We start from the raw sequence: 13,299 nt of genomic DNA, 5'->3' as shown, positions 1-13,299 counted from the left end.
CGTTACACCGGACACCTTCATCTCCTGCCAGCAGCCTGATATCCTGAAACAGCCATACCACGCGATCAGTGATACCATGGAAATCATACCGGAAATTCACCAGGTTGAGGGTGTCAACGGCAACTGCTATGTCATCGTACGCGACGGGCTGACCATCATCGATACGGGGCTGCCTAGAAACAGTCCGAAGATTCTTTCCTATATCCGGGACCAGCTGCACCGGAGTCCTGCGGAGATCAGGACCATCATCCTGACCCATTTCCACCTCGATCATGCCGGCAATGTCACGGCGCTGAAGAATGCCTCCGGCGGGGCGGCAAAGGTCGCGGTGCACGAGGCGGATGCAGCCTATGTATCGGGAAAGACACCCCCGCCACGACCAAAAGGAGTCATGGGCCTGCTGGTGCGCATCATCGGCATATTCATGAAACCGGATATTTTCCAGCCGGACATCCTCCTCAATGACGGGGACCGGGTGGAGGGCCTTGTCTGCATCCATCTCCCGGGGCACACCCCGGGTAGCATCGGCCTCCTGGATGAAGGGACAAGGACGTTCTTTGCTGGCGACACGCTCAGGTTCGACGGGAAGACCCTTGAAGGACCCCCGGAGCAGTTCACCATGGACGTGGACCGGGCACGGCAATCTGTCCGGAAAATCGCCTCCCTGGAATTCGATCTCATACTCTCGGGACACGGGGTGCCGCTTCGCCCGGGAGCATCGGGAAAAGTCCGTGAGTTTGCAAAAACATATGGACCTGCCGGTTCATAGGGAGAAAACTGCAGTTTCCTCACCAGGCACATAATTACCTACGAAGGCTACTGTACGAAAGACCGTGTGGAGGCGTTCGTGCAAAAAATCTCACCTGTCATCCCCATGGCCGGCTCATCTGACGGGCTGTTTCAATACCCCCGTATTTACCAGGGAAACCCTGCCCCGGGCCTTGGCCGGGAAAGGATACCCCGCCGCTCTCATGTCCTCCACCGTGCTCCCGGTCCCGTCGCGGTGCCCGGGTATGATTATGGATAAACGGAGCCGGTGCAGCAGGGCTTTTTTGTTGCCGCCACATGAACATGTATAAACACCGGCACGCTCTACTTTTTTATACTGAACATATCCTTCCGGCCCTCTCCAGACTCCCATGCACGGCCCGTCTGGCAGATGCCCGGATTCCCGGTGACCCCATGCAACTCCAGCCCTGCAGGAAGACCTACAACAACGAGACCCAGCGTGCCGTCCCCCTTGAAGAGACCCTTGCCCGCATAGAGCCAAAAGTACCCGCCGCCGGCATCACGCGGGTCGCCGACATCACCAGCCTCGACCGGATCGGCATCCCGGTCTTCTCCTGCATCAGGCCTACGGCCGAAGCCGGAGCGATCACGGTCTATAACGGGAAAGGGGCGACGGTCGAGGAGTCCCGGATCTCGGCCATCATGGAAGGGATCGAACGCTACTCCTCGGAACTGCACGACCGGAGAGTGACCCTTGCTCCCTACCAGGAGATGCTCGCCCACGGCAATGTCATCGACCCGAAGGACCTGATCCTGCCTGAGGGTTCCGATACTGACCGCCTCATCGCCTGGACGGAGGGGTACGATATTGCGAACAACGAGCCCGTCATCCTCCCTGCCCATGCCGTCTTCCACCCGCTCCCTCACAATTACCGCCCCCTCTTCCGCACCAGTACCAACGGCCTTGCGTCAGGCAATACCTTCGAGGAGGCCGTCTTCCATGCCCTCTCGGAAGTGATCGAGCGGGACGCGTGGTCGCTGGTGGAGGCCTGCCGCGATACCGGGCCGTGCCTGGCAGAGATCGATGATCCGTCTCTCGTGGAGATGCTGGGCAAATTCTCGGCTGCACAGGTCGAATTGAAAGTGCGGGACATCACCAGCGACATCGGGATCCCGACGATAGCGGCCGTCTCAGATGACGTGCTCCTCAGGGACCCGATGCTCCTGACGATCGGCATCGGGACGCACACGAGCGCACGGATTGCCGTGATGCGGGCGCTCACCGAGGTGGCGCAGAGCAGGCTCACGCAGATCCACGGCGCCCGCGAGGACACGACCCTCGCCGAGCTCCGGAAAAAGATGGGATACGAACGGGCGAAAAGGATCAACGGCTACTGGTACCGCGACAGCGGCACCGTGGGCTATAATGATCTCCAATCGTTCGACAGCGACGATTTCCTTACGGACATCCGCTACATCCTGGACGCGCTCAAAAAGCAGGGAATGGACCGGGTCATCGTCGTCGACCTGACCCGGGAAGAGATCGGTATCCCGGTCGTGCGGGTCGTCGTGCCGGGCCTCGAGGTGTTCGCCGTGGACCCTGAACGCCGTGGCAGACGGGTGGACAATGCACAGGATCATCGTCTTTCTCGGGCCAAGCCTTGACCGGCCGTCAGCGGAGAAGATCCTCGCCGCTGAGTACCGCCCGCCCGCCAAACGGGGCGACCTCCTCCGGGCAGCTGACGACGGCGCCACGATCATCGGGCTGATCGATGGCGTCTTCCACCAGGAGAGTGCGGTGGCCCACCGGGAGATCCTCCAGGCAGTGAAAAAAGGCGTCCTGGTGGTGGGTTCGTCCAGCATGGGCGCCCTGCGGGCTGCCGAGATGGACACGCTGGGCATGGTGGGCATCGGCGAAGTCTACCGGATGTACAAAAGCGGGGAGCTGGAGTCGGACGACGAAGTGGCCCTTGTCTTTGACCCGGAGACCGGGCTCACCCTTTCCGAACCGCTCATCAACATCCGTTTTACCCTGAGGGAGGCTGCCCGGCAGGGAGTGCTGAGCGCTGAAGATCACAATATCCTGCTCGCTGCGGCAAAATCCGTTTTTTACCCGCAGCGGACCTACCGGCGGGTCGCGGAAGCCGCAGGGGATACCCTTGATGATGGCGTCAGGGACCGGTTCCTCGGGTGGGTAAAGAAACACGCCTGCGACCGGAAACGGGACGATGCGATAGCGGCGCTGGAGTATATCCGGGGGATTGCTGGAAAATGAGACAAGGTGGATACAACAAAGCATAGTCCCATTCTGGCGACAAAAATCCCGTCTCTGCCGGATGAAACGTGCTCACTCAGACGTTCCCGGGGACTTTGGTATGTTGAATCTCGAAGAGACCGCCACTGTGGCGACTCGAAACTGCTCTGATGACCAGTTCCCCGAGTCAGTCCTGATCCTCAGGTCACAGCTGGCTCCCCACATAGCAATGGGCTGTATTACCTCTCCGGAACGCATGCTTTCATGAAAATACTCATCTCGTCCCCAGCTCGTCCTTCACGCCCTCGTACGGCACCGGAAGCCCGAGCCGCCGGAAGAACTCGTCCGTGAAGATGATGCTGTTGACGATCGCCCACTCGGCACACCCGTGGCCGAGGCACTGGTCCGGGAAGAAGGGCAGGTTCTGTGCAGCGAACGGATTCGTGGCGAATTTCTTCCCCAGATGTTTTGCGAACTTTTCGCTCATGGTCTCCTCTCCCGGGCCCGCACTGCCGGTCTTCCGGACTACGACCCACTCCCGCTTGTAATGCATGAGGTGGTTGCGGATCCCGATCAGCTCCCTGACGTTCGAAAACGCCGGTTCGTCCTCACTGAACGGGGGCTGGCCTGCAATCGCGAGGATCTTCTGGTACTTGCTGATCATCGGGGCACGGTCGAAGTTCTTCCCGTTCCTCCACTTCTCCCGGATGGTCCTGAGAAGAACCTCAGTTTTCTCATCAGCGAAGAAATAGGCATCGTCGGCAGCATCGGCAAAGAGCTCGTTGATGGTGGACTCGAGGAAGGCAACGGTGGAGAGGACGGAATTGAGGATGAATACCTCGTGCCGGAGGAGGACTTCCTGGGACGGCTCAGGATCCCGGGGAACCTTTTCGATCTGGTACCCGAGCCTGCAGAGCAGGGCGGCAGACTGGATGTACCTGACAGAGAAGCAGTCCCGGAACCGGATGGCCGACTCTTCGCTCTGCATCTCAAGGGGGATCGTGTCCATGCGTACCATGCGTTCTCCCTGTGAGGGTAAAAAAGAGTGGGGGGATTGGGAACCAATCCGACCGGGATTCAACAATTCAGACCGGATCGGTGAAAACGGGTATGCATAACGCCTGCCGGGACCTGCAACCCCTACGCCCCGCTACCCAACCGGAACATTCCTTTCGGGACGATGATCTCGAACCGTGCCCCTTTCCCGGCTTCCCCGGTCTCCCGGATGCTCATGCCGGTGATAGCAAGGATCTCCCGCACGAGGAAGAGACCGAGGCCCGTGTTCTTCCCGAACCCGCGCCTGAAGATATGCTCCTTATCCGCCACCGGGACCCCAACCCCGTCGTCCTCGACAATGAGAATGCCGTTGCCGTTCCGGGACTCAAATGAAATACCCACCTGGGTTACATGCTCCCCGTGCCTGGCGGCGTTGTCATACATGTTGAAGAACACCTTTTCAAACAACGGGTCTGCAAATACCTCGAGCGGGCCGGTCCCGGTGCTGACACGGATGCCGCCAAACCCGCCGGCCCCTGCAACTCTTTTAGCAACCTCATCCACCCGCTGCCAGTCCGGGGCCTGCACCCCCAGTTCCTGGTAAAATCTGGTAAACGATATCTGGTTATCGATAACTTTTACAATTTCCATCAGCCGGTTAAAATATCCCTGGACCTTCGCCTCTCCCCGGCACTCCTCGTGATAGAGTTCGAGAAATCCCTGGATCGCGGTGATCTGGTTGAGGATATCGTGGCGGGTGATGTTGTTCAGGATATTCAGTTTTTTGTTGGCCATGGCCAGCGCATTTTCAGCCCGTTTTCGCTCGGTAATGTCCCGGACGATCGTTGATGCACCGATCAGGTCGCTGTTCGCATTTTTGATCGGGGATACGCTCAGCGAGACCGTGAACCGTTCACCATTCTTTCTCACCCGTATTGTTTCATAGCTCTTGACCGGTTCACCGGCCCTGATATTTACCAGATTAGATTCTATGTCATCAGCATATTCCGCGGGCGCGAGAAATGAGACATGCCTTCCGATGGCCTCCTCCGGCATGTAGCCGTACATCTTCTCCGCACCCGCGTTCCAGCTGGTGACAATCCCCTCCAGCGTCTTGCTATAGATGGCATCCTCCGAATGGGTGACTATCGACGCGAGGAGAGCCTGCGCATCCTCGGCTCTTCTGCGCTCTGAGATGTCGCGTATGATGGAAACGAGGACCAGCTCGTCCTCGACAACCATCGAGACAGAGCTGACTTCGACCGGGAGATCGCTCCCGTCTTTTTTCCGGTGCAGCGTCGTAAAGACCAGTCCATCCTCTGAAGCCCTCTCCATCTGGCCTGATACGTATTCGATCCTTTCAGAGACCCGGAGCTCAAAGATGGTCATGCCGAGCAGCTCTTCCCTCGTATACCCATACGTCAGGACCGCGGCCTTGTTTACCTCGATGATCCGCCCGTCACGCTTGCGGATGAAGAGGATGATGTCGCGGGCGTTTTCGGTGAAGATCTTGTAGAGCGTCAGGGCTTTCTCGGCCTTCCTGCGGACGGTGATATCTTCAAAAATTGCGACAAAGTGCTCTTGTGCCGGGGAATAGACGGAGATGTGCAGCCATTTTCCTGACGGCCTGAAATCCAGGTCGAAGGTCTCCGGCCTCCCGCTCAGCGCGACCTTCCCATAAATCTCAAACAGGTCAGGGAACTCTTCTTTTATCCCGGGAAATACCTCAGAGACCCGCTTCCCCGTGACAGTCTTTGTTCCGATGATCTCGTCGAATGCACGGTTGACCTCGAGGTAGACAAAATCTTCCGGGCGCCCGGACTTGTCGTAGATCATGCGGCAGTAGGCATAGCCTTCCAGCAGGTTTTCGAAGAGAGAACGGTACTTCTCCTCGCTCTCCCGTAATTTCTGCTCCCTCCGGGCAAGCTCATCGAGGTTTGCCCTGAGCTCCTCTTCCGTGGCGGTGAGTTCCTCGTTCGTGGCAGCGAGGTTATCGTTCTTGCGGGCAAGTTCCTCCTCGGCCTCCCCCCGTTTCCGTTCCTCGGCTTCCAGCGCTCTGCCAAGTCCGCGGGAGACCCTGACGACCACGTAACCCGTAATGATGGAAAATATGACCAGGGTGACCGAGACCACGAGGGCGTTACGGGTCGTGCTGAGGAGCGGCAGTAGAATGTCAAGAAAACTTTCGAAGAGGACGATGGCGAGCGTCAGCGGGAGAAACGTGCGGAGGAGGCGGGCGCTGGTGGATGGGCCGATAAAGTACCGGAGGGGAAACGCGGCCGGGCCCGCTGAAGCCGCGAGGCCGATCCCGATACAGGTCAGCGCGAGCGATGTCGGGGCTGCGATGGGGATGAGCGGTGTCCCGTAGAGGAACGGGGCTCCATAGGCATAGCTCAACAGGAAGGTGAAACTCGCGAGCACGACTGCCAGGCCGGCCAGGCAGATCGCATCCAGTTCACGCTGCCGCTCCTTTGACGGGGTGGGCTTGATAAGCAGGAGAAAGAACCCGATCGAGACCGCGATCACGATGCACAGGGCCCCGGGAGAGATGGGCGTCGTGAGCTGGCCCGCAATGGCGTTACCGGCCTGAACCATCACCGTCTCGACAATGAAATGGTGTCCCAGTACATTGAGCGGCAGTTCCAGTGCCTCGATGACTGCGATACACGCGACAACCAGTTGGATAAATACCCGCAGCCAGCCCGTGAACGGCCGCAGGGTGTGGGAAACCAGGACGGTCCCGAACAGGATGGAGAGCACGGCTGCGCTGAACGCCATCGGCTGGTATCCCGGATAAATGCTGCGCAACAAGGTGATATTGAGGTACAGCCCGATAATTCCCAGGACTCCGATAAGGACGGTCCCGGCTCCGGCGATGACGGCACATTTTTGTAAGACCGGGTGGTCGGCAAAAAAGACGGTTGTACCGGACATCGCCGGCCCGGCTGGATCGGTCTGGTTGTCTACCATTATGCTCCTGTGCTGGTCGTCCCGCGGGTCACGTATGTGATGGTAGTTAATCGGATCACGGAAATAATTATCGAACGGGGAAACCCGGTGTGGCATTGCCAGCCCGGTCTCTCCCGCCGCACTTACCGGTTCCCGCATCCCGCCACTTCGATATCCGGGGTATGTCTGTACCCGGTTGGCAGTACCGGGTCTTCTAGCTATTCCGGGAGGGTGGCCCGGGGGAATATAACGGTTCACCGGAAAGAGTGCCGGATATATGTTCCTGACCCCGGTTGGGCCGGCCTCTGTAAGCTCGTCTGCCCTACGATACCCTTTATAATCTCTTCCCGCCAATAGTAAGACAGCACTTTTGACATGTGCTGACAGATGTAAGTCCGACGTGCGACACCGCACTGCCTCAGGCATGGCTTTGGGATTACAGAGAGTCAGTAACCAGTACTGCACTTTTCTGGACTTACGTTTAGTCGATTAGGAGGCTCTACAATGGCACGAATGCATGCCCGAAGAAGGGGCAAGTCGAGCTCAGTCCGCCCGTACCGGAAACAGGCACCCGCGTGGTCGAATACCGATTCCGCGGCGATCACCAAGATTATCCTGGAACTCCGCAAGGAAGGCGCATCGAGCAGCAAGATCGGTCTGGTCCTGCGGGACCGCTACGGCGTTCCCGATGTGAAACTTGCCACTGGCAAGCGTATCGGGGACATCCTGAAAGAGAACAAGGCAGCGTCCGAGATCCCCGAGGACCTCCGCGACCTCATCCAGAAGGCGCTGGGCCTGCGCAAGCATCTCTCCGAGAACAAGAAGGACCTGCACAACAAGCGGCAGCTCCAGCTCGTGGAGTCCAAGGTCAGGCGGCTCGTGAAGTACTACACGGGAAGCAAAAAGCTCCCCGCCGGCTGGGTCTACAAGCCGGAGAACGCAGAGATCCTGCTGTCCAGGTAATCCATCACCATCGTCCGCCATACCCATGTCGCTTGAGACCGCAGCCGAAACCGTTGCCGGAACGATCCGGAAGCAGGAGTTCGTCGAGGTGTTCGCACACCACGATGCAGACGGCATAGCAGCCGCCTCGATCCTCTGCCACGCGATGCTCCGTGCAGGGATACGGTTCCGGCTCCGGGTGCGGCAGGAGGTCAGCGTTGCCGATCTTACCGGGGATGCAGCATGCCTCCTCTGCGATATCGGCTCGGGCATGGAGAACCTCCCGCCGTCAACCATGGTGGTCGACCACCACCTCCCGCTCTTCGAAGGGGAACTCCACGTGAACCCGCGGCTCTCCGGTATCGACGGCGACCGCGTACTTTCCGCGGCAGGCACCGCGTACTTCGTTGCCCAGGAGATGGGCGACAACCGCGACCTCGCCGGGCTCGTGATCCCCGGCATTATCGGTGACGGGCAGGAGATCGCGGGGAAGAACCTCGAGATCTTCAACGAGGGGATAGCGAACGGGATCATCGTACCGGACAGGGGGCTGAAACTGCCGGGCCGGGACATGACCGAGCGCTGGTACACGGCGATCAGCCCGTACCTCGACGGCATCAGCGGCGCCGAGCAGGTCATCGCTGACCTCATCGACCAGGCCCGGGACAAGGCGTCCGGCGAGAACCCCCTCCGGCTCGATACCCTGCTCTCGCGGGTAGTGCTCGAAGCAGCACCGAAAGCAACCCCTGCCGCCCTGCAGGCAGTCTACGGCGATACCTTCCACCTCCAGCGGGAGGTGATCGAGGACGCCCACGCGCTCAGCGCGGTCATCGATGCCTGCGGCAAGAGCGGGAACGGGGATATCGGCGCAACCCTCTGCCTGAGGTCGTCCCACGATCTCGACCGGGCATGGGAGATCGCCCGCCAGCACCGGGTGAAGGTCATCGGGGCGGTCAGGGATGCCCGCCCGCTCGGGGGAGTTGCGGGGGTCTACGAAGTGAAGGATCCGGCACTCGCGAGCGATGTCGCCGATATCCTTACCCGCGACATCCCCGCCGCAGGCCCGGTACTAGTCTACGCGAAGAGCGGCGGCGCGTGCCGCATCTCGGCCCGCACTCCCGCGGGCTCCGGCGCGGACATCGGGCCGAAAGTCCGGGAACTGGCAGCGGCCTGCGGGGGCAACGGCGGCGGGCACAACCGCCGGGCCGGTGCAACCGTCCCCTGCGATCGGATCGGGATATTTACGAAAGGCTGGCAGGAGGCGCTTGCAGCATGATGCAGGTCAGCGGTACCATCACCACCCGGCACACCAATGCCGGCTGCGTCGCCGCCGCGTTGGCGCCCGACAACCTGCGCAGCATGTCGACAACGGCAGAAGGAGACCGGGTCATCACGACGATCACCGGGACGCAGCTCCGGTCGGTCATCGCATCAGTGGACGATTATCTGATGAACCTTGCAGTAGCACAGGACGCATCTTCGCTCCGCAACAACAGGAAACCAACCAGGTGATACTATGGCAAAGAAGAAACAGGTAGGAAGAAGAGTTGAAGGCTGGAAAGCCAAGAGCTGGTTCAAGGTGCACGTCCCCGACAACCTCGGGAAGGCGTACATCGGTGACACCATCGCAAACGATGCTGAGAGCGTTGTCGGCCGCATCATGACCGCAACGCTCGGCGAGATCACGAACGACTACGCCAAGCAGCACATGAAGATGAGCTTTAAGATCCAAACCGTTACCGGCGACTCGGCATACACCGAGTTCGTGGGCCACGAAGTCACCCGCGACTACCTCCGCTCGCTTGTCAAGCGCCGGAGCTCCCGCGTGGACACCATCGTCCCGGTCGTCACCAAGGATGGCAAGAAGGTCAGGCTGACGGTCTGCACCTACACGTTCGCCCGTGCCAACCTCTCGCAGGAGCACGCGATCCGGAACGCGATCCTCCAGGGCATCGCCGCACAGGCAGCCGCATGGGACCTGACCACACTCCTGAACGGGATCGTCTCGGGCGAGATCTCCCGCGATCTCTTCAAGGCGGTCAAGACCATCTACCCCACCCGCAGGGTCGAGGTCATCAAGTCCAGGGTCGAGCAGGTGGCAGCACCGATCTCGACTGCGTAAATTTTTTTTAAACACCCGGGTATCTGTCTGTTTTTTATGAGATAATTTGAGAATTCTTAATCTTTCTGTTGTGTAAATTCGTTCTGTCGGGCACTATTTTTGTGAGCCTGCCGGCCGGAGATTCGATCCGGCCGTATCCGGAGGTTGGGGTTCTGATGCGTATACCGTTGATGGCTCGTATTTCACCTCGTTAAAATTCCCTGGAGATCCGCTAACACGTCAGAACCACAATTACAAATATTTTTATAAATTTAGTCTGATATATCGATACGGACAGAATAGGTAACCAAAGCGTCCACAGCAGACAGGTGAACCAGTTGGCAGATTACGACATGATGGTGCACGACGCATTTGCGTATGCAAAAGAAGGTGTGTACGAACGAACGGACCGGTGGATCAGGCTGATCCTCGGAACGATCCTCCTTGGAATACCTCTCTCCGGTTACATCATCCGGATCTACCGGGGGGCGACTCCGGCCCCGGCGGTGGAGGACTGGGGCGCGCTCTTCATCGACGGCCTGAAGCTGATGGTCATCGGCCTGATCTACGCGATCCCGGTCATCATCATCGCCCTCGCTCCCTACTTCTTCCGGCATGCCACGGCCCTTGCGCCGGCGCCGGTCGGCACCGTACAACCGTTCGACGTGGGGGCGGCCGGGCAGACGGTCGGCCTCGTATTCCTCTCGATACTGATCATGGTCATCGTGGATATCATCATCGCGATCCTCCTCCCGATCGCCTCCATCCGGTTTGCCCGGACCCGGGATTTCTTCGAGGCGTTCAATTTCAGGGCAATCATCGGGCACATCGGGAAGATCGGGTGGCTGACCTACATCCTCGCGCTCATCGTTCTCCTGCTCATCATCGGCCTTCCCCTATTCATTGTCGAGATGATCGTCATTTTCGTGGGTTTTTTCGTTGGGCATATTTTCATCGCGCTCGGCCTGTTCCTTCTCCTGATCCTTATCATTGCGCCTCTCCTCTCGACCTTCCAGGCGAGGTTCATGACCAGGGTGTACGATCTCGGTACCGAAGTCCCGGCCGACCCGGTGAAGGTGCCATAATTTTTTCAATACCGTGAAAAATGTGCAACGGAACGTACATGAGATGAAGTCGAAAATACTAGTTCTGACATCGTATACCCTACTCCTTGCGGCGATGATAATTGTCCCGGCAGCGGGGGTTGAAAAGGGCAATGTAACCCCGGTCACGACTCCGTTTATAACAATCGATCCCGTCGGAAACCACATGGTTGGCGATGCATTCTTTATCAACGGGACAACGAATCTGGTGGCTTTGAACGATTCTCTCCTTCTTTACATCGGATGGGCCGGTTTTAACCCCGGTGGATTCGGATCATCTTTTTACACGTCAGATGTATCCATACGACCCGGAGAAAGGGGGGTCAATTTCTGGTCTGCCGCGATCATACCATCCCGATGGGAGATTTACACCGAACCGCCCACTTATTATCCGACACCCAGCTTCGAGAATGCGATACCTGATGAATATGTGGTGTATGTCGAATCCTTAGAGACCTCTGTATCTGCTGAAGCTGAACAGCATTTTTTTATGGTCTCACCGGAAAGCAGAACCACTCCCGATCAGACATCCACTCCAATCACCGTTCAGGTGCAGCCGTCGCCCTTTGCCAGTACGGTTGGTACACGCATCGGGATCAGTGCCTCTCCGATCCGCCAGGTCGCCCCGCTCCCCGTGATAGTACCGGTCATTGCAATTTTTGCCGGGATTCTCCTTTCGGCCTCGTTTAATTCCAGAAAAAGAGAATGACATGGAGATCAACGTAAACTTCCTTATCTTTCGAATCGGGTCCGGAAAGGATTCAAACCCTGTTCCATACGAATGAATTTTTCGATTTTATCACGATCAAGAATGTCTTATATTAAAAAAATTGTCAGGTCCGGAAGTGACAATAAAAAATAATTGTCGGATCGGATTCAATCCGCTGTTACTCCGGACCACTATTTCAGTTCTATCCTGATCCCGCTGACATTTCCCGCGGAGGGATCGATGTCAAACAGCACTATCATCTCAGTACAATTGATACGGCGATAGGCCAGCACTACCGGAGGCCATCGCACGGACTCTTTTCCATTCGAGGGACGCGGCTGATCGGTTATTCCATCAATATTCCCTCCGGACTGGAGAAATTCGATTACGCAGGGATCTTTCAGGGCCGCTGTAACGAGCAGGGTCCTGTCGATCCCGGGGAAATTCACGGGAAGTGCATCCATCTCTTGTTGCGTGGGATGCAGGGGATCTGCAACAGGGTATGTTTCCGGGGCTGGCGGCAAATCCCGGGGACATGCGAATTCTTCCGGGGGGTGCGTGAGGGTTGCCGGGCAGCCGTGGATATCCTGTGGGATGGAGACGAGCCTGAGAACCTGAAGGGTGGGCGTCGTATCTGGTGTTGAGAAGGTGAGAGTAGGGGAAGATAGTGTCTGCACCGGGGTCTGATTTTGTGTTGTGAAATGTTCCTTCGATGCCGGGTTCATGTACACGGCCAGGATGACGAGGAGAAAGCACAGGAAAAAAATGGCAAGCGAATGCTTCAAAGGTCCGACACCTGCTTCGATGATAATGATATACTATTTCCCGATAACTATTTTTCCGCATCGGGACCTTCATGATCCCCTGGCATGGTCGCAACCATTATGCATACAACGTGCTGTAGGACATTTCAGGAGCCATGCCCTGAAATTTATTTTCGAGCCGCGAGATCCGGTCAGGCATCTTTCTTCGTGCCGATATCAATATCCCGAAGGAGCTGCTTGATGTCGATCCAGATGATCAGTTCATGGGTCTCCTTCTCTTTTTCCTTTACTTTCCGTTTGATGATGCCGATGATTGCGGTATCTTCCCTGCTCACTGACGCAGATGTGTAATCCACCTGGTTTCCTTCAACCGTGGAAACAGAGGTGACATCATCCACAAGGATCCCGATCCTGGAGCCGGTATTCTTATTGTCCAGCACGATGATGCGCGATGATTCTGCTGCCACGCCGCCCGCTTCCGTGATATTGAGCCGGTGCTTGAGATCGATGATGGTGGTGATCTCGCCCCTGAGGTCAATGATTCCCCTGACATACGGGGACGCGTTCGGGAGTTTTGTTATTGAGGTATATTCCACAACTTCCCTGACGTCAAAGAGATCGATGGCAAAGCGTTCGCTGCCCAGAAGGAATTCCACTATCTGGATCGTATCACGGCTGGTTTTCCCTGTGCCTGTTCCTTTCACCGGTTTGGGCTGGAGGGCCTTGTCAACCGTTGCAGGTGCCATGTAACG

At 57.8% G+C, this 13,299-nt stretch carries 13 protein-coding genes; 9 read left to right on the top strand and 4 right to left on the bottom strand.

The window, feature by feature from the left end:
- The first annotated feature begins 76 nt into the window (after positions 1 to 76).
- The 3 genes from ABSB80_RS00290 (at position 77) to ABSB80_RS00280 (ending at position 3,004) form a co-directional block, all read left to right on the top strand.
- Positions 77 to 769 carry an MBL fold metallo-hydrolase gene (locus ABSB80_RS00290; RefSeq protein ID WP_428366978.1) on the top strand — a complete coding sequence of 231 codons (693 nt, stop codon included), beginning with the start codon at positions 77 to 79 and terminating at the stop codon, positions 767 to 769.
- Positions 770 to 1,182: 413 nt separating this feature from the next.
- The gene (locus tag ABSB80_RS00285; protein WP_428366976.1) at positions 1,183 to 2,394 is read left to right on the top strand and encodes a YcaO-related McrA-glycine thioamidation protein; all 1,212 of its coding nucleotides are present in this window, start codon (positions 1,183 to 1,185) and stop codon (positions 2,392 to 2,394) included.
- A complete protein-coding gene (locus tag ABSB80_RS00280; protein ID WP_428366974.1) occupies positions 2,357 to 3,004 on the top strand; it encodes a TfuA-related McrA-glycine thioamidation protein in 648 nt (215 codons plus the stop codon). The genes ABSB80_RS00285 and ABSB80_RS00280 overlap by 38 nt, the downstream gene beginning before the upstream one ends.
- Before the next feature lie 253 nt (positions 3,005 to 3,257).
- On the opposite strand, the gene ABSB80_RS00275 is transcribed toward ABSB80_RS00280, so the two are convergent.
- Both ABSB80_RS00275 and ABSB80_RS00270 read right to left on the bottom strand, forming a co-directional pair.
- The gene (locus tag ABSB80_RS00275; protein WP_428366972.1) at positions 3,258 to 4,001 is read right to left on the bottom strand and encodes a hypothetical protein; all 744 of its coding nucleotides are present in this window, start codon (positions 3,999 to 4,001) and stop codon (positions 3,258 to 3,260) included.
- A gap of 122 nt (positions 4,002 to 4,123) precedes the next feature.
- The gene (locus ABSB80_RS00270; protein WP_428366970.1) at positions 4,124 to 6,949 is read right to left on the bottom strand and encodes a PAS domain S-box protein; all 2,826 of its coding nucleotides are present in this window, start codon (positions 6,947 to 6,949) and stop codon (positions 4,124 to 4,126) included.
- A gap of 483 nt (positions 6,950 to 7,432) precedes the next feature.
- On the opposite strand from ABSB80_RS00270, the gene ABSB80_RS00265 reads away from it, so the two are divergent.
- From ABSB80_RS00265 to ABSB80_RS00240, 6 genes are all read left to right on the top strand, one after another.
- Positions 7,433 to 7,891 (top strand): 30S ribosomal protein S15, encoded by a 459-nt coding sequence (locus tag ABSB80_RS00265; protein WP_428366968.1) that lies wholly within the window; start codon positions 7,433 to 7,435, stop codon positions 7,889 to 7,891.
- Positions 7,892 to 7,916: 25 nt separating this feature from the next.
- Positions 7,917 to 9,146, top strand: coding sequence for a DHHA1 domain-containing protein (locus ABSB80_RS00260; protein WP_428366966.1), 1,230 nt, complete (start codon positions 7,917 to 7,919; stop codon positions 9,144 to 9,146).
- Positions 9,143 to 9,382, top strand: a complete 240-nt coding sequence (locus ABSB80_RS00255; protein ID WP_428366964.1) for a KEOPS complex subunit Pcc1 — start codon at positions 9,143 to 9,145, stop codon at positions 9,380 to 9,382. Before ABSB80_RS00260 ends, ABSB80_RS00255 begins: the two co-directional genes overlap by 4 nt.
- Positions 9,383 to 9,386: 4 nt before the next feature.
- The gene (locus ABSB80_RS00250; protein WP_428366962.1) at positions 9,387 to 9,992 is read left to right on the top strand and encodes a 30S ribosomal protein S3ae; all 606 of its coding nucleotides are present in this window, start codon (positions 9,387 to 9,389) and stop codon (positions 9,990 to 9,992) included.
- A 317-nt stretch (positions 9,993 to 10,309) separates the two neighbouring features.
- The gene (locus ABSB80_RS00245) at positions 10,310 to 11,056 is read left to right on the top strand and encodes a DUF4013 domain-containing protein (protein WP_428366960.1); all 747 of its coding nucleotides are present in this window, start codon (positions 10,310 to 10,312) and stop codon (positions 11,054 to 11,056) included.
- A gap of 43 nt (positions 11,057 to 11,099) precedes the next feature.
- Complete coding sequence (locus ABSB80_RS00240) at positions 11,100 to 11,783, top strand: hypothetical protein (RefSeq protein ID WP_428366958.1); 684 nt, start codon at positions 11,100 to 11,102, stop codon at positions 11,781 to 11,783.
- Between the two features lie 191 nt (positions 11,784 to 11,974).
- On the opposite strand, the gene ABSB80_RS00235 is transcribed toward ABSB80_RS00240, so the two are convergent.
- Together ABSB80_RS00235 and ABSB80_RS00230 are read right to left on the bottom strand one after the other, a co-directional pair.
- Complete coding sequence (locus ABSB80_RS00235; RefSeq protein ID WP_428366956.1) at positions 11,975 to 12,568, bottom strand: hypothetical protein; 594 nt, start codon at positions 12,566 to 12,568, stop codon at positions 11,975 to 11,977.
- Between the two features lie 170 nt (positions 12,569 to 12,738).
- Positions 12,739 to 13,293, bottom strand: a complete 555-nt coding sequence (locus ABSB80_RS00230; RefSeq protein ID WP_428366954.1) for a chemotaxis protein CheW — start codon at positions 13,291 to 13,293, stop codon at positions 12,739 to 12,741.
- Positions 13,294 to 13,299 lie beyond the last annotated feature (6 nt).

This window comes from Methanoregula sp. (genome assembly GCF_050010295.1).
Lineage (GTDB): Archaea > Halobacteriota > Methanomicrobia > Methanomicrobiales > Methanospirillaceae > Methanoregula.
This window is presented reverse-complemented; position numbering and strand designations above follow the sequence as displayed.